We start from the raw sequence: 19,799 nt of genomic DNA on the forward strand, positions 1-19,799 counted from the left end.
TAGGAGCGCTCCGTAACCATGCTCCGATAGGTCAGCACCGCGTCGCTATAGCACAGATACGATCTCGGTGGCGGGTGGATGCCCGAGAAACGCCGCCGGGCTGGCGCTCGCGCCATAGGCGCCGGCCATGAAGATCGCGATTAGGTCGCCGACGTGGACGGGGGGGAGCGCGACCTTGTCGCCGAGCCGGTCGAGCGGTGTGCACAGGGGGCCGACGACGGAGACGGTTTCGGTGGGCGCGTGGCCCATACGGGCGGCGACCGCGATCGGATAGTTGCGGCGGACGACCGTCCCGAAATTGCCGCTGGCGGCGAGCTGGTGGTTGAGGCCGCCGTCGACGACGACGAAGGTCTCGCCCTGGCTTTGCTTTATGTCGATGACGCGGGTCAGATAGACGCCGGCTTCGGCGACGAGCCAGCGACCGAGTTCGATCGCGAACCGCGTTTTAGCGAGGATTGCGGGACGGGATGCGAGCTCTTGGGCCAGTGCATCGCCGACACGCTCGACGTTCAGCGCAACGTCGCCGGCGAAATAGGGCACGCCGAAACCGCCGCCGAGGTTCACCAGCGGGGGCGCAACGCCCACCTCGTCGCTCAGCCTGGCAGCGAGCGCGATCGTCGCGGCCTGGGTTTCGGCAATCGCGGCAGGATCGAGCGCCTGGCTGCCTGCGTAGATGTGGAACCCGCGCCAGTCCGCGCCCGCCGCGACGATCGCCTTCACGAGCGCAGCCGCACGGCCGGCATCGACCCCGAACGGCGACGCGCGACCGCCCATCCGCATCCCAGAGCCGCGCAGTTCGATGTCGGGGTTCACGCGGACCGCCATGCGCGGTGTGTGGCCGAGCCGCTCACCGATCGCGAACGCCCGCACCGCCTCGCCTTCCGATTCGACGTTGAGCGTGGCGCCGGCGGTGATCGCGGCGGCGAGTTCGTCGTCACGCTTGCCGGGACCCGCGAAACTGATCGAGGCGGCCGGTTTGACGACGATTGCCTTCGCGAGTTCGCCCGAGGAAGCGACGTCGAGCCCGTCAACTAGCGGCGCGATGGCGGTCAGCAGGTCGGCGTGCGGATTGGCCTTGATGGCGTAATGGAGGTCGATCGCCGGCATCGCGGCGCGAAACCGTGCGATGCGCGCGGCGACGATCGCCATGTCGTAGACGAACAGCGGAGTGTCACTGGCCTCTACAGCCCAACCATCGGCAGGCCGACCGCCGATCGTTAGCGCCCCCGACTGCGCAGCAAACTCAGGAGGAAGAGCACCCATCGGTTTCATGACGCACTCCCTTCCATGTTCCCCCGCGAAGGCGGGGGCCCAGCCTGGACTCCCGCCTTCGCGGGAGAACAAGCTTTTACCTCCGACGCAATGCCAGACCTGTCCAGCTTCCCATTGGCATTACGCGGCAATTCGTCCCGCCAGAGATACAGCGCTGGCTGCATGAAGCTCGGCAAAGCAGTCCTCAGCCGCGCCCGCAACGCCGCTTCCTCACCCGCATCCCCCGCCAGCATCACGACGATCGCCTGCCCCAACCGCTCGTCCGGCACACCGACTGCGACTGCCTCGCGCGCCTCCCCGCCTGCCAGCACCGCCTCCTCGATTTCGAGCGGACTGATACGGTTGCCCGCGCTCTTGATCATCTCGTCATTGCGGCCGACGAATCGGAGCAAGCCGTCCTCGCCCTCGACGACGGTATCCCCCGACCAGACCGCCATGCCGCTGCCACCGGGGGCCGGGCGGAACCGCTGCGCCGTCCGCTCCGCATCCTGCCAATAGCCTTGCGCCACTAGCGGGCCCGAATGCACGAGTTCCCCCGCCTCCCCCGGCGCAGCGCGCGTGCCGTCGAGTTTCACCACCGAAACCTCGGCAAACGGGATTGCTCGCCCCATCGCGTCGGGGTGCGTATCGATCAGCGCCGGGTCGAGATAGGTCGACCGGAACGCCTCGGTCAGCCCATACATCGCGTACACTTCCGCCGCCGGGAACCGCGCCCGCAGGCCCCGCACAAGCCGCGGCGTCAGTGCGCCGCCCGAGTTGCTCAGGCGCTTGAGCCGCGCGGCGGTTTCCACCGGCCACTCCGCTTCCAGTAGCTGAACCCACAAGGGCGGCACACCTGCCAGCGTCGTCGCCTCGACCCGCTCGACCGCCTTTACCACGTCGCGTGCGACGAGGTAGTCGAGCGGCGCTACCGAAGCGCCTGCCGCCCAGGTGGAGAACAGCTGATTCTGACCGTAGTCGAACGACAAGGGGAGTACGCCGAGTACGCGGTCTTCAGGCGCCAGCTTCAGATAGTGCGCGACGGAGATCGCGCCGAGCCATAGGTTGGCGTGGCTCAGCATCACGCCTTTCGGGCGGCCAGTGGAGCCGGAAGTGTAGAGGATTGCTGCCAGGGTATCGGGGTCGGCGTCGGAGGGACCCATCATTCCGTTCCCCCGCGAAGGCGGGGGGCCAGGAATCACGGGCGTCGCGCTCTGCAATCCTGGGCCCCCGCGTTCGCGAGGGAACAGAGAAAGAGGATCCGTCTCGTCTACGATCGCGCAGGCATCCGGTACGTCGCCATCGTCTAGCGTCCCGGCCCGCGCGCTCTGGGTCACCAGCAAACGAGCGCCGCTGTCCCCCAGAATATGTGCGACCTGGGCCCGGCGGAGCAGTGGGTTGACCGGTACATGCACCAGCCCCGCCCGCGCCGCCGCCAACGGCATAAGGCAAGCGACCCGCGTCTTGGGCAGCCACGTCGCGACGCGGTCGCCGGCCGACAGCCCTCGGGCAGCGAGCCACCCCGCCAATGCACCGACCCCCGCCTCAAGCTCGGCAAACGTCATCACGCCCGCCTTGTCGACCAGTGCAACGGCGTCCGGCGCACCACGCAGCGCGATGTGGTCGATAGGGTACGGCTTGGGGTCGAGCGCAATCATGACGCTCTAATAGCGCCAAGCCCCCTTTAGCGCGAACCCGTTGCCGAATTCACCCCCACACGCTAGCGGGGCCGGGTTCCTAACCGTTCAGGCGATGCTCGTGATCTTCGAAGGCACTTCCCAAGTCGAAACGACGGTACGCGCCGTCCTCGCCGATATTCTCGGCCTCAGCGCCGACCGAGTCGCGACGTTCACCGCTGACACACCGCTGTTCGGCGCGCTGCCCGAGCTCGATTCCATGGCGGTGGCGAGCGTGCTGACCGAACTCGAGGACAGGCTCGGCATCCTGATCGAGGACGACGAGATCGACGGCGAGATGCTCGAGACGTTCGGCGCGCTCGTCCAATTTGCCGCCAGCAAGGCACTGGTCTAGCCTTAACGGGGGGTCTAGCCTCATCCGGGATGACCGCCCTGCGCTTCGATACCTATGACTGGAGCGGCGGCGGCGAAGCGATGCTGCGGTTCGGCCCAGATGCCGGCCCGATCGTCATCGCCGCCCTCCCGCTGTTCGAAGAAGCGAACCGGACGCGCCAGTTCCTCGTCGCAATTTTACGCGCACTTGCGGTTCATGGGATCGGCAGCGTGCTCCCCGATCTCCCCGGCACCGGCGAGAGCGTCGTCGTCACCGCCGAAGCGCGACTCCGCGACCAGCGGACAGCCTATACCGAGCTGGTTCAATATCTTAACCGGAACACCTACAGCATTTCGATAAGAAGCGGCGCGCTCTTCGATACCGACGCCGCCCTCGCCGGCCGGTGGCAGCTATCCGCGCAAACCGGCGAAGATCTGTTGCGCGAGTTGGATCGCACGCGAACGACGTCCCGCTCCGCTCCCGCCAACGAAACCGAGTATGCGGGCAACACGCTGTCCCGCGAAATGTTGGCCGACCTACGCGACGCCACACCCTATGCTGGAGATGGCCGCCTGCGAGGTATCAGGCTCGAATCCGACCCGCGCCACGCCGACGTGAAATATGCGGCATCGCCGCTGTGGCGTCAGTCAGAGCCGGACAATGATACTGCCCTGGCTCAGATACTTGCCGAAGACATCTTGCACTGGATCGCATCGTGCGAACGCTGATCGCGTTCGCTTGCGAAGGCGAAAGCCTAGCCGCGACGCTGGACGAGGCAGACGGGTCTACAGGACTGCTCATCGTGTCCGGCGGCAATGAAATCCGCAGCGGCGCCCATCGCGGGATGGCGATGCTGGCGCATCGACTGGCCGCCGCTGGCATACCCGTGTTCCGTTACGACCGCCGCGGCGTGGGCGATTCGACGGGTGACAACAACGGCTTCCTCAGCGCCGAACCTGACCTGATCGCAGCCGCCGACGCGTTCCGCCGCGCGGCACCGGGGGTCAGCCGATTGGTCGGCTTCGGCAATTGCGACGCGGCCAGCACGCTCGCGCTGTTCGGACGATCGGCGGGGATCGACCGGATCATCGTCGCCAACCCCTGGGTCGTGCAACCGATCGACGACCTCCCCCCCGCCGCCGCGATACGGGCCCGCTATCACAGCGCGCTACGCGACCCCGCAGCCTGGCGACGCGCGCTAAAGGGACAGGTCAGCTTTACCAAGCTTCTCAGAGGCTTGAAAAGGGTTGTGACCGCTAAGACTAAAGAGCGTGCTTCACTAGCGACCAACGTCTTGACCGCACTTGACGGCTGGCACGACGACGCCGCCATCGTCCTTGCGACTGGCGACGCGACCGCGATCGCCTTTGCCGCACGCTATCGCGGTGGCGCGAAAGTGAAGCGGTTCGACACGGCGTCCCATAGCTTTGCCGGGGCGGAGAACGCCGCAGCGCTCCACGCCGCTATCGTCGACGGGATGGCGCAGGAGTAGCTGCTCCAGTCCTGATGAAAGCAGGACCAGAGCCATAATCGCTATCGTTTGGAAACCTGGATCCTGACTTTCGTCAGGATGACGATGACGATGACGAAGGCCGCGAGCGTTATTCCGCGGCTTCGGCCAGCTCTGCAAACTCGGCTGCCGCGAGGAACCGCTCGGCATCCAGCGCCGCCATGCAGCCCGTCCCCGCCGCCGTCACCGCCTGCCGGTAGACCTTGTCCGCCACGTCCCCGCAAGCGAACACGCCCTCGACGCTGGTCCGCGTCGAACCGGTCTCGACCGAGATATACCCGTCCGAATCGAGATCGATGTGGCCGCGGAACAGCTCGGTCGCCGGATGATGCCCGATCGCCACGAACCCGCCATCGACCGCGAGCCGCGAGCGCTCGCCCGTTACCGTGTCCTCGAGCTCCAGCGCGACCAGACCTGCATTGCCGCCGCCGTCGACGAACTCGCGGACCTCCTTGTTCCAGAGCACCGTCACGCCCTTGTGGGCGAACAGGCGCTCCTGGAGAATCTTCTCCGAGCGCAGCGAATCGCGACGGTGGATCAGCGTCACGTCGGACGAATGGTTGGTCAGGTACAGCGCCTCCTCGACCGCGGTGTTGCCGCCCCCGATCACCGCCACCTTCTTGCCGCGGTAGAAGAACCCGTCGCAGGTCGCGCAGGCGCTGACGCCCTTGCCCTTCATCGGTTCCTCGCTGTCGATCCCGAGCCACTTGGCCTGCGCACCGGTCGCGATTACCAGCGTGTCGCCCTCATACACGTCGCCGCTGTCCCCAATCAGGCGGAACGGGCGGCTGGTCAGGTCGACCTGCGTGACGGTGTCCCACATCATCCGGGTGCCGACATGCTCGGCCTGCGCGGTCATCTGCTCCATCAGCCACGGGCCCTGGATCACGTCCTTGAAGCCGGGATAGTTCTCGACATCGGTGGTCGTGGTCAGCTGGCCGCCGGGCTGGATGCCTTGCACGACGATCGGCGCCATCCCGGCACGCGCGCCATAGATCGCGGCGGAGAGCCCGGCGGGGCCCGAGCCGAGGATAAGCATGCGGGTCGTGTGCGTCGTCATCGGAGTTCCTTGGAGATTCGAGACTGCATCTAGGCGATGCGCGCCCGGATTTGAACCGCCGGTAAATCTGTCGCGCCTGCATCGAAAGCTTTGCCGCTTCGTTGGACGACAAAAGCGGAGATGAGCATGAGCGACGACCGGACCGTAGAGATCGAGGATTACACCGCACCAGCAGGCGGCTGGGGGTCGATGAAGTCGCTCGTCGAGATTTCTGCGCGCGAAAAGGTCGGGCCTGAGATTGTTCGCGAACTGGCGCGCCAGAACAAGCCCGACGGCTTTCAGTGCGTGAGCTGCGCGTGGGGCAAGCCAGCGCATCCGCACGTTGCCGAGTTTTGCGAGAATGGTGCGAAGGCGACCGCGTGGGAACTGACCTCGTTCCGCGTGACACCGGCATTCTTCGAGCAGCATACGGTTAGCGAACTGATCGGCTGGAAAGATTACGATCTCGAACAAGCCGGGCGGCTCACGCATCCGCTGAAATATGATGCCGCGACCGACAAATACGCGGCGTGCAGTTGGGACGAGGCGTTTGCCGGTATCGGCGCCAAGCTGAAGACCTATGATCCGACCAAGGTCATCTTCTACGCATCGGGCCGCGCCAGCCTCGAGACGTCGTACATGTATAGCCTGCTCGCGCGGATGTACGGCAGCCAGAACCTGCCCGACAGCTCGAACATGTGTCATGAGACGACCTCGGTCGGGTTGAAGTCGGCCATCGGTTCCGCGGTCGGCACGATCCACCTGTCGGACTATGAGAAGTGCGACGCGATCTTCTACTTCGGGCAGAACCCCGGTGTGAATAGTCCGCGCTTCCTGCATCCGTTGCGTGATTGTGCGAAGCGCGGTGTCGAGATCGTCGTATTCAATCCGCTCAAGGAGCGCGGGCTGGAGAAATTCCAGGACCCGCAGAACCCGATCGAGATGGTCACCGGCAAGTCGACACCGATCGCCTCGCAATACCACCAACTTAAGACCGGCGGCGACGTCGGCGCGATCATGGGGATGTGCAAATACCTGATCGAGGCCGACGACAACGCCAAGCGGATCAATGGCCTGCCCGTGCTCGATCACGCGTTTCTCGCCGAGCACACGACCGGGTTCGAGGCGTTCGCCGAGGTCGCGCGTGCAACCGAATGGGCAACGATCGAGCATGAGAGCGGCCTGCCCCGCACCGAGATTGAGGCGGCGGCGAAGGTCTATGCCAAGTCGAAGGCGGTTATCGCGGTGTACGGCATGGGGCTGACTCAGCACGTTGGCGGGATCGACAATGTCCACATGGTCGTCAACCTGATGCTGCTCCGCGGCAACATCGGCAAGCCTGGGGCGGGCATGGGCCCGGTCCGTGGCCACTCGAACGTGCAGGGCCAGCGCACCGTCGGCATCACCGAGAAGCCCGAACTCGCCCCGCTCGACAAGCTTGCCGAGCAATATGGCTTCGAGCCGCCGCGTGAGAAGGGCTGGGATACGGTCGAGGCGTGCGAAGCGGTGCTCGACGGCAGCGCGCAGGCGTTCGTCGGGCTTGGCGGCAACTTCGTGCGCGCGATCCCCGATCATGCGCGGATGGAGCCGAAATGGCGCGTGCTCGACCTGACGGTACATATCGCCACCAAGCTCAACCGCTCGCACCTTTTGCCGGGTGAGACGTCGTACCTGCTTCCCTGTCTGGGTCGGATCGAGACCGACATGCAGGGCACCGGGCCGCAGAGCGTGTCGATCGAGGATTCGTTCAGCCAGATCTACGGGTCGAAGGGCAAGGCGACGCCGGCGTCCGAGACGTTGCTGTCGGAGCCCGCGATCGTCGCGGGGATTGCCAAGGCGACCCTCGCACCCAATCCGAAGCTCGATTGGGACGCGTGGGTGCGCGATTATGCGCGCGTTCGCGATGCGATCGAGGTGACGTATCCGGACCTGTTCAAGAATTTCAACGACCAGATGTTCACGCCCGGTGGCTTCTGGAAGGGCGTGCCCGCGGCGCACCGCGAGTGGAAGACGAAGAGCGGCAAGGCGGAGATCAACGTTCCGCAGGCGCTGAACGTGACTGGGTTCGAGGAGGCGGAGGGCCGTTTCCGGCTAATGACGCTGCGGTCGAACGACCAGTTCAACACGACCGTCTACGGCTATCACGACCGTTTCCGCGGCGTGAAAGGCACGCGCGACATCGTCTTCATGAACCGCAGCGACATGATCCGGATGGGGATCACCGACGGCGACGACGTCGATCTGGTCGGTGACGCAGGCGACAATTCGGACCGACGCCTGAACAAGCTCCGCGTGGTCGAATATGCGATCCCCGAGGGCTGCCTCGGCGCCTATTACCCGGAGTGCAATCTGCTCATACCGGTTGCTCACCATGCCCGCGAAAGCCATGTTCCGGCAGCGAAATCGGTGCCGGTGCGGATCGAGAAGACACGCTGACCGAGCAGCGTATTCTCGGCGTCGTACTGGCGGGCGGGAGGTCGTCGCGCTTCGGGTCCGACAAGGCGATGGCGGTGTTGGACGGACGCGTGCTGGCTGAGCATGCGCGGGCGTTGCTGTCGCCTCATGTCGAGACCGCGATGGTTGCGGGGCGCGATGGGGCGATCCCGGACCTGCCAAGGGCGGATATCGGGCCATTGGGGGGCATCGCCGGCGCGCTCGGTTATGCGGCCTTGCACGGGTTCACGTCGGTGCTGACGATCGGGTGCGATATGCCGTGGTTGCCGGACGGGTTGCTTGTGGGGTTGTCCCGTCGCGCCTCCGCCTATTGCCCCGACGCTCCGGTGCTCGGGCATTGGGAGACGGGTTTGCTCGGCAATTTGCTGACGCATATCGAGACCGTGCCGCGGCGATCGGTGCGCGGTTGGGCGGAGGCGATCGGGGCTATCCCGATCCCGGCGGGTGCGCCTATCCCGAACGTCAACACGCCGCAGGACCTCGAGACCCTATGACCACGTCGCGCACGCAAGCGATCAAGATCCTTCGGCCTGATTCGATTACCGCGGGCGAGCGTGCCATCGCCGTCGAAGTCCCTGTCGCGATCGAGATCGACGGGCTTGGCTATGCGGTGATGATGATGACGCCTGCCGACCTGGCCGAATTCACGACCGGCTTCCTGCTGACCGAGCGTCTAGCCGACAGTGCCGACGATGTCCGAGACATCGATATCTTCGAAGCGGAGGCGGGCTGGATCGTTCGCGTCGGGCTGTCCGATCGCTGCAAGGGCCGTATCCACGACCGCGTCCGCCACCGAACCAGTGATACGAGTTGCGGGCTGTGCGGCATCTCGGGGCTCGAACAGCTTCGCAAACCGGTCCCGAGGATGCCGCCAAAGCCCGACACGCCCGTCTCCGCGCTGTTTGCCGCCTTGGCAGGGTTACGCGCTCATCAGCCCCTGAACGCAGCTACAGGGGCCATTCATGCCGCCGCGGCGTGCGATCGGTCCGGGACGATCATCGCCGCCTACGAGGACGTCGGCCGCCACAATGCGCTCGACAAGCTCGTCGGCGGCATCGCGATCGCCGGCACGCCTATCAACGGCTTCATCCTCGTCACCTCGCGGATCAGTTTCGAGATGGTCGACAAAGCGCTGATCGCCGGCGCGCCAATGCTGGTGGGTATCTCCGCGCCGACCAGCCTGGCGATCGATCACGCGCGCGAGCACCGCCTGACGCTGCTCGCGCTGGCACGAAGCGATGCGATCCTGGCGGTCAACGATCCATGGAAGATCTTCGACTAGCCGCAGACGGTGCGGCTAGTCGAAGCGTCTCACTTGGTGGCCTGTACCACATCGGTTTTGGCCGCGGCGAGATAACCACCGACGACGAACACGAGCCCACCGATGATGTTGCCGAGGCTGACGATCGCGAGATTGCGGATCATCCCGAAGATATCGATCGACGCATGCGGCACGAGCAGACCCAGCGTCAGCGCGGTCATATTGGCGACCGAATGCTCGAACCCGGCGGCGACGAACGCGAGTAGGATCCAGGCCATGCCGATGCACTTGGCGGCATCGCCGGTCATCCGTGCCGCGGTCCAGATCGCAAGGCACACGAGCCAGTTGCACAGGATCGCACGCGCCAGCAGTGCGGTCGCGTCGACCGACACCTTGTGCTGAACGTAGGCGTGGAACATTGTGTCGGCGTTCGCATAGATCGCACCACCGCCGCCTGCCGCGAAGATGAACGACAGGATCACGCCGCCAACGAGGTTGCCGATCCAGACGACGACAATCAGCTTCAACGCCTCGGCAATGCTGACGGTGCGCTTCGCCAGGCCGAAGCCGAGATACATCACGTAGCCCGTGAAAAGCTCAGCGCCGGCGAACACGGTCAGGATCAGCCCGAGCCCGAAGGTCCCGCCCATCACCAGCGGTCGCACGCCGGGTGCCAGCCCCGAGCCGGTGCTGAGCGCAAGGATCATCGCAATGCCGATATACGTGCCCGCGAGGATGGCGCCTGCAAAGAACCCGGCGGGAGAGCGCCGCAACGCCTCCGCCTTGGTCGCCGCGAGAGTGGCATAGGTGTCGATGGTCGACGAATAACCGGTGCTCATGCGTGTGCTCTGTCCTGATGGCCGACGACACCCGCACGCACCACGCCGCGATCCGCCTTCTGGTCGGTCGCTGCGGGACGGACGGTCACCGGAATGGATTTGTAGGAGGGGGTGAAGCTCTGCGGGTCGTGATCCTCGAGTGCGATCAACGGCTGCGTCTCGGGGTAGTAGGAGGCGACGCAGCCGTCGGGCAGCGCGTACCGTACCAGCATCAGCTTCTGCACGACGCGATCGGGCCGTGCGAACTGCAGCGCGGTGGCGATGTCGACGACGTCGCCTTCCTTGTGCCCGAGCCGCGCCATGTCGCGCTCGTTCATGAACAGGATGTCGCGGCGCCCGAACACGCCGCGATAACGGTCGTCGAGGCTGTAGACGGTGGTGTTGTACTGATCGTGTGCGCGCAGCGTCGTCAGGCGCAGCACGGTCGGATCGCCCGCGCCCTCGTCCTCTGCGACGCCCTTGGTGACGAGGAAGTTGGCCTTGCCGCTATCCGTGTTCCACTCGCGCATCGCCGCGGAGTTCGGCAGGTGGAAGCCACCCGGCTTGCGAATGCGGGCGTTGTAATCGGCAAACGCCGGGAACACTGCCTCGATCTTGTCGCGGATCAGGCTGTAGTCGCCGACATAGGCGTCCCAGTCGATCTCGACCGGCGCGCGGCCCTTGGCGGCAAAGGTCGCCTTGGCGATCTCGCCGACGATCCAGATCTCCGACTTAACGTTGTCACCCGGCGGCATCAGGAACCCGCGCGAGGCGTGGACCATCGACATCGAGTCCTCGACCGTCACCGATTGCTGGCCGGTCGCCTGCATGTCGAGCTCGGTCCGGCCAAGGCACGGCAGGACGTAGGTCGCCTTCGCCATCAGCAACTGCGTGCGATTGAGCTTGGTGGTGATGTGGACCGCGAGATCGAGGTTGCGGAACCCTTCCGCGCAGGCCTGCGGATCGGACGAGGCGATCGCGAGGTTGCCGCCGAGGCAGACGATCGCCTTGGCGTGGCCGTCGCGCATCGCGGCGATGCTCTCGACCACCGAATGGCCGTGCTCGCGGGGCGGCTCGAACCCGAATACGTCGCGCATATTATCGAGCAGCAAGGGCATCGGCCGCTCGGTGATCCCGACGGTGCGGTCGCCCTGGACGTTGCTGTGACCACGCAAGGGGCAGATGCCCGCGCCCGGCTTGCCCATGTTGCCGCGGAGCAGGAGCAGGTTCGCGATCTGCTGGACGTTGGTGGTACCGGTGCGGTGCTGGGTTACTCCCATGCCGTAGCAGCAGATCGTCGACTTCGACTTCGAATAGGCGAGTGCGACCTCTTCGAGGTCCTTCCGCGAAAGCCCGCTGGAACGCTCGATATCCGCCCATTCCGTCGTCGCGAGATCGGCGATATACTCGTCGAGGCCCGCGGTATGCTCGGCGATGAACGCGTGATCGAGCACGCGCTCGGTGCCGGTGACCTTGGCAGCTTCGTCGAGCGCGACAAGCGCCTTGGCGATGCCCTTCAGCGCGGCCGCGTCGCCGCCGACCTTCACCTGGTAATAGCTGCTCGCGATCGGGGTTGCCGACATCGTCGCCATCTCGACCACCGACTGCGGCGATTCGAAACGTTCGAGCGAGCGTTCCTTGAGCGGGTTGAAGACGATGATCTTGCCACCGCGCTTCGACACTTCGCGCAGCGTCGCCATCATTCGCGGGTGGTTGGTGCCGGGGTTGTGGCCGATCGACAGGATCAGGTCGGCGTGGTCGAAGTCCTCGAGGCTGACGGTGCCCTTGCCGATGCCGATCGACTTGGGCAGGCCGACCGAGGTCGCCTCGTGGCACATGTTCGAACAGTCGGGGAAGTTGTTGGTGCCGTACAGCCGCACGAACAGCTGGAACAGGAAAGCCGCCTCGTTCGAGCAGCGACCCGAGGTGTAGAACTCGGCCTGATTGGGATCCGGCACGGCGGCAAGCCCTGCGCCGATCTCGCGCATCGCATCCGCCCAGCTCACGACCTCATAGTGATCGGTGGCGGCGTTGTAGCGGAGCGGCTCGGTGACGCGGCCCTGGTCCTCGATCCAGTGATCGCTCTGCTTCCAGATGTCGGACACGCTGTGCGCGGCGAAGAAGTCGGCGCCGATCGTCTTGGCGGTCGATTCCCACGCGACGGCCTTGGCGCCGTTCTCGCAGAATTCGAACGAGGAGGTATGTTTCGGGTCGGGCCACGCGCAGCTCGGGCAATCGAAGCCGTCGGGCTGGTTCGACTTGAGCAGCGTCTGGCCGCCACGCACCACGATCTGCTGCGCCTTGAGCGAGACGGCAACCGCCTTCAGCGCGCCCCAGCCACCGGCCGGACCCGTATAATCGGCGATCCCATCAGGGCGTTTGTCGCGCATGCTCGTCTCTCCCGTAAGGCCGGACCGACGCGAACACCGAATACGCAGCGCGACGCCTGGCCATTAACCCAAGGCAATAGAACGGCATTTTGAGATTGCGAAGACGAGTTTCCCGCACTTGGTGATCGCTTGCGTATGTCGCGGGAGCGAGACCACGAGCGCCGTGCGCCAGGTCTGAAATGGTAGCGAAGGACCGCGACCAACATAGCCGCCGCGGGCGATCTCTCATCGTCTGAAGACATCTTACAGCACTGAATATCCGCCCAACGCCCTCTCCCGGGCGCGTGCGCCCCCGCGCGACCAGCGCTGACCTGAAACCACCGCCCTACCCACGCAAGCGCGGCTGAACACACCGATTCAGCTGGCGCTTTCGTGCGCCCATCGACTTCCCATCGGGAGCCGACACGATGTCGCTTACCTTCTCTTCCACACCTACGCTCAAGGGCTTCGGCCAGATCGCAGGACAGATCGCCAAAGCCGTAGACGGATCCCCGCGCGACCGAGGAACGGACAGGCGCGTGCGCCGCGGCTGTATCGACGAAACTGCGCCGGAAGCGCAGCCGTGGGACCGCAATCGGTTCGCCTCGACTGCCGAGCGCATTGCTACCGTCGAGTCTCTCGTTGTGGTCGCGAAAGAGCTGCAGGCGGAGCACGCCGCGGAGTTTCGCCGCGGCAGCAAGAAGCAGCTCGAGGAGGACCAACAGGTGCTGACGGCCGAGCTGGACGAGTTGATGGCTCGACCTCCCGCCGATCGTCCAGTCGGCCGGCCCGCCGCGATCCGTATCGCACTTGACCAAATTGCGGCCGCTCTGGCGAAACATTCGATGGGGATCACCCGCGCCGACGTCGCGGTCTACGAGGCCATATTCAAATTCTTAGACTTCGCAGGCTCCGGTCGGTGGTTTCCATCCTGGGCAAAGATCGCACGTGCGGCGAACTGCTGCGACAAGACCGTTGATCGAGCGCTGAAGCGCCTCAAGCATCACGGCCTATTGGCTTGGGTCACACGTAGCACCCGGAACTCTCCGCGGATTGATCCGACCAAGGAAAAGCGGGTGCAAACGTCGAGCGCCTACTTCCTCGACCTTAAGAAGAGGATGGCAGAGCGGGTCTACCAGCGCTTTCTACAGCTGCGCGAGCACCGGGCACGCCGGTTCGGCCGATCGGCCGCTACTGAGCATGTCCAGGCGCCACCGCCGCCTCCGAGCAAGGACGTTGCCGAACTACGCCGCACCATCGCCGCCTTCGGCGCTTATCTCCTTACCTCAGACGGACATCTTGCCTGAGTATGGAAGCATCTAGGTTCATATTGAATGAGGAACGTCTCCGCTGAACGCGGAGCCGACGCCAATTTGATTTCCCCCAAGGCCGAAACGGCATGCCTCAAGGACCCGACCGCCAAGACCCGGCTGTCGGAGCGAGGCGGCTTGCGCCGCCCCGGGCTGTCGATGGGGGAAGTGTGCGAGATCCGTTGTTCTTTTTTTGCGTCGCGCACGCGGCGCTGTCGATCGAGACTGCTCATGAATAACGAAGCGCGGTACGTGGTCGCTGGCGTCAAAGCGCGAGACCTCAACCTCCCGGTCGACGCCTGCCCGTATGTCGATCGGCTCAGGCGCGACCAGTGGCTCCTCGGATGGGGCGTTCGGAATGAAGCGTTCGCCCGATGGGACCGACAGCTCGACGAAGTCGAAGCGACGATGCTGAAGGCGCAGCCCTATATCGACCGCGGGCACGACACGGCGAGTGTCGCCCCGTCGAAACTAATCCTGCTGCAGTTCTTCGCGCAGGCGTCGACCGAACCCGACGCGGCGTACGCTTGGTTCAACGACACGATCGAGGTCCAGCGCACTCGATATCGCCGGCGCGGCTGATCTACCGCGCCGGCGACGGCACCAACAGGTCCGCCCACTCCTGGAACAGATCGCGCAGCCGCTGAAGGCGCTCGCTCCGATCGTAGGCGGCCTTGACCTTGTCCTTCGGGGTATGCGCCAGCGCCCGCTCGATATCGGCGCCGTCCGATCCCCGCTCGTTCATCACCGTCGAGAACGACGCGCGCCAACCGTGCGGGACATGCCGCCCCTCGAACCCCGCGCGATCGTACAGCGCGCCGATCGACTTCTCACCGATCATCCGGCCCGCGCCGCAATCGAAGACCAAACCATGCATATTTGCATCGTCCCGATGCATATTCCCGCGGATCTCGCGCATAAGCGCGACCGCTTGGTGCGACAGCGGCACCGCGTGATCGTTCTTCGCATCGAGCTTCTTCGCTGCCGCCAGCTTCATCCGCGCGGCCGGCACCCGCCAAAGCGGCGCGGCTCCGTCGATATCCTCGATCTCCTCCCAGCGCGCGCCGCGTACCGCAGCGAAACGCACCGCGGTCAGCGCCAGGAATCGCGACGCATGTTTCACCACCGGCGCGACGTCGACCAGCTCGGCCGCGGCGAGCAACGCGCGCGCATCCTCGATCTCAAGCAGCGCGGGATGATGCTGTGCCGGCGCCGGCGGGGTAAGCGCGCGGCTGACGATCGCCGCAGGATCCTGGTCAACCAGATCCTCAGCCATCGCATAGGCGAATACGGCCGAGATCCGCTGGCGGACGCGGCTGGCGGTGACCAGGCTGCCGCGCTCCTCGATGACGCGCAGCGCGTTCAGGATCACCGGCACGGTAACCGCGCCGATCGGCATCGCGCCGATCGCCGGGAAGACGTCGCGCTCGAGGCTCGCCATCACGTCGCCGGCATGCACGTCCGTCCAGCGCCGGCGCATATGCGCGTGCCACTGGCGCGCGACGTTTTCGAAAGCACGAGCCTTGCCGGTTTGCGCAAGTTCGCAAGTTCGCGGATCCTCGCCGCGGCCGAGCTGCTCGCGCATCTGGTCGCACCGAGCCCGGGCCGCATCAAGCGTCACCTCGGGTACCGCTCCAATCGTCAGCAGCTGCTCCTTGCCCCCGAGACGGTACTTCACGCGGAACGACTTCCGGCCGGTCGGCGCGACGTAGAGGTGCAGGCCACCCTGGTCGAACAGCTTGTAGGCGGCCGCGCGCGGCCGCGCGGCTTTCACCGCGGCGTTGGTCAGCATATAAGCTAAGCCTTAGTTTTGGGGGAGAGAATCAATGATCACGCATTTGAACGCGATCGAACTAGGATCAGCGGCTGCTCGCGGTGCAGGACTCACCGTTTCAGCAAAGCGTCTCACTGCAATTGAACTAGGATCGATTGCAGCCAGGCTTAAAGGCGGCGCAGTTCTTCACGTGGAGGATAGCATTGCGCTGACGCCTGTGGAGATAGGCTCAATTGCGGCACGCGCGAAGGATCTTGCTTGCGTCCATTTCAGCTGAAAACGATTTGGAGAGCAGCACGTGAACGAACGATTTCAAGATCATATCGACATGCTTATCGGACAGGTGAAACTAGGACGTCCCGCAAACCAGTCGCCCTTTCCAGCAAGCCCGGAAATATTCGAGCTTACAGGAAAGTGCATGATTTTCTGGAACCGTATCGAGTGGGAAGCAGAGGCCTGTATCGCGATGCTTCTCATGCCGCGTAGCGTCAGCGTTACCAATGCGCTCACGCGAACCCAAAGCCCTCTTGCCAAATTTGAGGCGCTCGCTCTGATGGGACAGCAAGAGCACCGAATTGCTGGACCTGTAAATCAACAGTTACAGCGAGCTATCGATGGCGTCAAAAAACTAGCAGACTCAAGGAATTGGGTTGCTCACGCCCGGTGGCAACATATCACTGAACGCGGTGAAATGGCCACCGCACGCAATTTTGCTGATTTTGACAAAACTAAAACGGTTGAAGACCTTCGTAGCCTCGAGCAACGGCTAGCTGACGCGCTTTGGAAATTGGCTCAGATGCAAACACTCATCATGCTCTCTCTGCAGTGACCTCTTTTGGCTGCAACGCGACTAACTGCGGCGGATATTCCCTCCGCCGCTGGCACGCATTTCCGCGGGTTTTACGCGGCATGTACCCCGGTTTGGGGCAGGTGATACCCCGCCCCAAACCGCAGGATAGCTACTCGAAAGCACGAAGTTTCAGGCCGTTGCGTTCCGAATGACTAGCTCGGTGACCTTCTTCCCCCGCGCAGCCGCGGCCGACGACACCGTCCAGGTCGTCTCCACCTCGGCGATCGCGAAGCGCGCGAACGTCTCGCGGATGAACGGCGTATCGTTGATCGACAGGATGAACTGCCCGCGGATCCCCGCGAGCTGCTCCGCCATCGCCTGATACTGCTCGCGGCCGAACTCGATGCCGTAGCCGGTCGTCTCGTCATATGGCGGATCGAGAAAGAACAGCGTGCCGGCGCCGTCGTAGCGACGGATGACATTGGCATAGTCCAGCTGCTCGATCGTGACCGGTGCGAGGCGATCGCGCAGCAGCTTCAGCTCCGCACGCAGCTTGCCCAGGTTGATCCGGGAATCCTGATCGCGGCGCACGCCAAAGGTCCGGCCGACGACGCGCCCGCCAAAGGCCAGGCGCTGGAGATACAGGAATCGCACGGCGCGCTCGATGTCGGTGAGCAGCCGAGGATCCATCGCATTCTGGCGATCGAACTCGGCGCGACTGGCCATCAGCCAGCGCAGCTCGTCGACGAAGGGCTCGTAGTGCCGGCGGATAACGCGGAACAGATTGGCGACGTCGCCGGAGAAGTCGTTGATCACTTCCACCGGCGCCGACGTCGGCCGGCGGAGGAAGACGCCGCCCATGCCGACGAACGGCTCGACATAGGCGCGGTGGGGTGTTGCCTCGATCAGCGCGCAGAGGCGCTTCGCCAGGTTACGCTTCCCGCCCAGGTAAGCCGCGGGAGGGCAAGCGGTCTTGGTTGTATGCATGGTAGAGGTGGAGCCTTCATGACGAGGCACGGGCTACGCGCGCCATGATGGCCGCCGATCGACATGATCGACGGAGTCCCGGCCGGGTGGCCGCGGGATGGTTGGTGCGACGATCGTCGCGAAACTGGTGTGAGTAGAGCCGCTGCGCGACCAACCGTCCGGACGGACCGGGTGGTTAGCCGCGCAGGACTGCAGGAGACTACGCCCCGCATATTCCCCCGAAGGGTCTTCTATTCTGCAGGCCACCCGGCGAACCGGAACCTACAGTCAACCGCGCGCGCGGGCCGCTCCTCGCGGCTAAGCTCGGGTCGGCGCGCGCAGCTATGCCAGAAGGCGAAACGGTCGTCTATTGCGCGGTGTACCGCTGGAGCGTCTGCGCCTCGATGTCGTAGCCCGGCCCCGTTTCGTGGACGCCGTCGGCCGTAAGTCCATTGCTGACCGCGCCAACGCGACCGCCGAGCAAAGCTTCATCATCTTGGAACGCGCAGCCGTTCGACGACGCCAGCGTGACCAGCGCCGACTTCCACTGCGCGCGCGTCGCGTCGGCGCCATAAGACGGTGACGTCCCCCCGATCGATGGCCATTCGAGGATGCAGTCGCCGGTTACCTTCGCCCTGGTGATGATCGCCTGAATGTCGGCAACCGACGTCGCCAGTGGCACAGCCGTGTTGAGGTTGTTGGTCCACAGGTTGATGATCGTCAGGTCAGGGGCATAAGCGGCCAGAGCATTCAGCGGCGCCCATGCGGTTGTCGCGTCCGCCTGGTATCCGCTGACGACGCCGTACACCGCGAAGTTGCTGATCTCGATCCCGGGGACTGCGCTGTCCCACGCGATCATGCCGGCGATCTCGACATACCCGCCGGACGTGCGGGTGATGCTGATCGGGCTGGCGTCCTTCGTCGCGAAGGTGATCTCGCTGCGGATGATCGCGTTCGTCGCGTTCTGCGCGTTGATCGTGAAGGTCTCGCTGCCCTTCGTGACGGTGAAGATACCCTCGCCGGGACGCTGGACGTAGAAGATCGAGGCGCGATCGACCGGTACGGACGGCTGAAACGTCCCCGGGTTCGTATTGCCGGTGGCAAGCGAAGCGCCGCCCAGCGACACGACGCCACCCGACCAGCCCGAAAACCCGCTGCGCCGCGGATCATAGGCGAGGACGTCGGCGATCGACGACATACCGCCGGCGCCGAACCAGCTGTTGGTCCGCGTCGGTAGACCGGACTGGCCGAGCAGCACCGCGAGGCGCGACGGGCGCGACGCGCCGAAGGCGTTGACCGTGAACTTCGGGCCGGTGCCGGCACCAGCGCCGAACGTCTTGCTGTCGCCGGGGAACGCGATCTTGCACGTCGACACCAGGGCGAGCCGAAGCTTGGCGCGGCAGGTCCGCCACTTCGTCAGCGACGCGCCCTGCATGCTCGCCTCGCGGGCGAGCGTCACATTTTGCTGCTGCGCCTGCACGGCCAGGCCGCGCGCGGCCGGATCGACCTGCGCCATCGCCGGCGTCGCGATCATACCGAAGGCGGCAAGCGCCAACAGCAGCCGCATGATCATCCGATCGATCACTGGCGAACTCCATACGTGAGGGTGCCCGACGAGACGGTCGCCGTGGCGCAGTAGACGACGCCGGCGAGCGTCGGGATATCGACGATCTCGTTGGCGCTGCCGGTGAAGCTGCCCCAGGTCATCCCGCCGATCGTCAGCGGATTGACCGTCACGCAGGCGTCGACCGAGGTGCCGAGCGCAAACGTGCCCGACCAGGTGCCGCGCAGAACCACGCGGATACCGCGGCCGAGCTCGGGCGCGAGCGGTCCGATCGTCGCGACGCCGGCGGCGATCGTCGCCGCGCCCGAGGTCGGCGCGACGGCCGCGCTGGTGACGGTACCGGTCAGCGCGGTCGACGCCGCGGCCGAGAGCGGCGCGGCCGTCGTCGGGAACGGCGACGCCACGCTGACGGCGACGCAGGACTTGTCCGCCTGCTGGACGCAAGGCGCCTGCATGGGGGCAAAGCCCGCCGGCGCGGCGACCGAGTTGGCGGTACCGGCCTGCGCGCTGGCTAGCGACGGTGCCATGATCAGCACGATCGCGCCGACCAGGTGCATGAGTTTCTTCATCGTGGAAGTCCTTCGAAAGAGGATCAGGCGCCGGCGATCGTGCGGAAGTTCGCCGCGGCGGTTGCCGCCTCGCGGATCGCCGCCTCGCGCTGTGCGGTCGTCGCGGCCGCGCGC

19 protein-coding genes are annotated in these 19,799 nt (G+C 65.2%); 10 read left to right on the forward strand and 9 right to left on the reverse strand.

Annotated elements, in window-relative coordinates; all coding sequences use genetic code 11:
• Positions 1–45: 45 nt before the first annotated feature.
• Together C8J43_RS13995 and C8J43_RS14000 are read right to left on the reverse strand one after the other, a co-directional pair.
• Positions 46–1,272 carry a pyridoxal-dependent decarboxylase, exosortase A system-associated gene (locus C8J43_RS13995; protein WP_133031380.1) on the reverse strand — a complete coding sequence of 409 codons (1,227 nt, stop codon included), beginning with the start codon at positions 1,270–1,272 and terminating at the stop codon, positions 46–48.
• Entirely contained in the window at positions 1,269–2,909 is a 1,641-nt protein-coding gene (locus C8J43_RS14000) for an acyl-CoA ligase (AMP-forming), exosortase A system-associated (protein ID WP_207893394.1), read from the reverse strand. The genes C8J43_RS13995 and C8J43_RS14000 overlap by 4 nt, the downstream gene beginning before the upstream one ends.
• Positions 2,910–3,003: 94 nt before the next feature.
• Here C8J43_RS14000 and C8J43_RS14005 point away from each other — a divergent pair, with 94 nt between their 5' ends.
• Genes C8J43_RS14005 through C8J43_RS14015 form a run of 3 tightly spaced genes read left to right on the forward strand, consistent with a single transcriptional unit; the run spans position 3,004 to position 4,753 of the window.
• On the forward strand, positions 3,004–3,282 hold the full coding sequence (locus tag C8J43_RS14005) for an acyl carrier protein (protein WP_133031381.1): 279 nt from the start codon (positions 3,004–3,006) through the stop codon (positions 3,280–3,282).
• A gap of 29 nt (positions 3,283–3,311) precedes the next feature.
• On the forward strand, positions 3,312–3,989 hold the full coding sequence (locus tag C8J43_RS14010) for a hypothetical protein (RefSeq protein ID WP_133031382.1): 678 nt from the start codon (positions 3,312–3,314) through the stop codon (positions 3,987–3,989).
• The gene (locus tag C8J43_RS14015) at positions 3,977–4,753 is read left to right on the forward strand and encodes a hydrolase 1, exosortase A system-associated (protein WP_133031383.1); all 777 of its coding nucleotides are present in this window, start codon (positions 3,977–3,979) and stop codon (positions 4,751–4,753) included. Before C8J43_RS14010 ends, C8J43_RS14015 begins: the two co-directional genes overlap by 13 nt.
• 109 nt (positions 4,754–4,862) lie before the next feature.
• Here the strand turns inward: C8J43_RS14015 and trxB are convergent, their stop codons facing one another.
• Positions 4,863–5,831, reverse strand: a complete 969-nt coding sequence (trxB, locus tag C8J43_RS14020; RefSeq protein WP_133031384.1) for a thioredoxin-disulfide reductase — start codon at positions 5,829–5,831, stop codon at positions 4,863–4,865.
• 126 nt (positions 5,832–5,957) lie between these two features.
• On the opposite strand from trxB, the gene C8J43_RS14025 reads away from it, so the two are divergent.
• Genes C8J43_RS14025 through fdhD form a run of 3 tightly spaced genes read left to right on the forward strand, consistent with a single transcriptional unit; the run spans position 5,958 to position 9,546 of the window.
• On the forward strand, positions 5,958–8,246 hold the full coding sequence (locus C8J43_RS14025; protein WP_133031385.1) for an FdhF/YdeP family oxidoreductase: 2,289 nt from the start codon (positions 5,958–5,960) through the stop codon (positions 8,244–8,246).
• A gap of 26 nt (positions 8,247–8,272) precedes the next feature.
• Complete coding sequence (locus tag C8J43_RS14030; RefSeq protein ID WP_279388838.1) at positions 8,273–8,758, forward strand: molybdenum cofactor guanylyltransferase; 486 nt, start codon at positions 8,273–8,275, stop codon at positions 8,756–8,758.
• Complete coding sequence (gene fdhD, locus C8J43_RS14035) at positions 8,755–9,546, forward strand: formate dehydrogenase accessory sulfurtransferase FdhD (protein ID WP_133031386.1); 792 nt, start codon at positions 8,755–8,757, stop codon at positions 9,544–9,546. Before C8J43_RS14030 ends, fdhD begins: the two co-directional genes overlap by 4 nt.
• A gap of 29 nt (positions 9,547–9,575) precedes the next feature.
• On the opposite strand, the gene C8J43_RS14040 is transcribed toward fdhD, so the two are convergent.
• On the reverse strand, positions 9,576–10,364 hold the full coding sequence (locus C8J43_RS14040) for a formate/nitrite transporter family protein (protein ID WP_133031387.1): 789 nt from the start codon (positions 10,362–10,364) through the stop codon (positions 9,576–9,578).
• Positions 10,361–12,733, reverse strand: a complete 2,373-nt coding sequence (locus tag C8J43_RS14045) for an FdhF/YdeP family oxidoreductase (RefSeq protein ID WP_133031388.1) — start codon at positions 12,731–12,733, stop codon at positions 10,361–10,363. The genes C8J43_RS14040 and C8J43_RS14045 overlap by 4 nt, the downstream gene beginning before the upstream one ends.
• A gap of 407 nt (positions 12,734–13,140) precedes the next feature.
• On the opposite strand from C8J43_RS14045, the gene C8J43_RS14050 reads away from it, so the two are divergent.
• Both C8J43_RS14050 and C8J43_RS14055 read left to right on the forward strand, forming a co-directional pair.
• Positions 13,141–14,019 carry a hypothetical protein gene (locus C8J43_RS14050; protein WP_133031389.1) on the forward strand — a complete coding sequence of 293 codons (879 nt, stop codon included), beginning with the start codon at positions 13,141–13,143 and terminating at the stop codon, positions 14,017–14,019.
• 234 nt (positions 14,020–14,253) lie between these two features.
• Positions 14,254–14,604: an Rmf/CrpP family protein gene (locus C8J43_RS14055; protein WP_133031390.1), complete on the forward strand. Its 351-nt coding sequence runs from the start codon at positions 14,254–14,256 to the stop codon at positions 14,602–14,604.
• A 1-nt stretch (position 14,605) separates the two neighbouring features.
• Here the strand turns inward: C8J43_RS14055 and C8J43_RS14060 are convergent, their stop codons facing one another.
• Positions 14,606–15,814 (reverse strand): integrase arm-type DNA-binding domain-containing protein, encoded by a 1,209-nt coding sequence (locus tag C8J43_RS14060; protein WP_133031391.1) that lies wholly within the window; start codon positions 15,812–15,814, stop codon positions 14,606–14,608.
• 34 nt (positions 15,815–15,848) lie between these two features.
• On the opposite strand from C8J43_RS14060, the gene C8J43_RS14065 reads away from it, so the two are divergent.
• Together C8J43_RS14065 and C8J43_RS14070 are read left to right on the forward strand one after the other, a co-directional pair.
• On the forward strand, positions 15,849–16,073 hold the full coding sequence (locus C8J43_RS14065; RefSeq protein WP_133031392.1) for a hypothetical protein: 225 nt from the start codon (positions 15,849–15,851) through the stop codon (positions 16,071–16,073).
• 21 nt (positions 16,074–16,094) lie between these two features.
• Positions 16,095–16,625, forward strand: a complete 531-nt coding sequence (locus C8J43_RS14070; protein WP_133031393.1) for a hypothetical protein — start codon at positions 16,095–16,097, stop codon at positions 16,623–16,625.
• 150 nt (positions 16,626–16,775) lie between these two features.
• Here C8J43_RS14070 and C8J43_RS14075 read toward each other — a convergent pair whose 3' ends face one another.
• The 3 genes from C8J43_RS14075 to C8J43_RS14085 form a co-directional block, all read right to left on the reverse strand.
• Positions 16,776–17,573, reverse strand: a complete 798-nt coding sequence (locus tag C8J43_RS14075) for a DNA adenine methylase (RefSeq protein ID WP_133031394.1) — start codon at positions 17,571–17,573, stop codon at positions 16,776–16,778.
• Positions 17,574–17,919: 346 nt separating this feature from the next.
• Positions 17,920–19,137, reverse strand: a complete 1,218-nt coding sequence (locus tag C8J43_RS14080) for an SGNH/GDSL hydrolase family protein (RefSeq protein ID WP_133031395.1) — start codon at positions 19,135–19,137, stop codon at positions 17,920–17,922.
• Complete coding sequence (locus C8J43_RS14085; protein ID WP_133031396.1) at positions 19,134–19,685, reverse strand: hypothetical protein; 552 nt, start codon at positions 19,683–19,685, stop codon at positions 19,134–19,136. The genes C8J43_RS14080 and C8J43_RS14085 overlap by 4 nt, the downstream gene beginning before the upstream one ends.
• Positions 19,686–19,799 lie beyond the last annotated feature (114 nt).

The sequence above is a fragment of the Sphingomonas sp. PP-CE-1G-424 genome, from assembly GCF_004341085.1.
In the GTDB taxonomy this organism is placed as follows: domain Bacteria; phylum Pseudomonadota; class Alphaproteobacteria; order Sphingomonadales; family Sphingomonadaceae; genus Sphingomonas.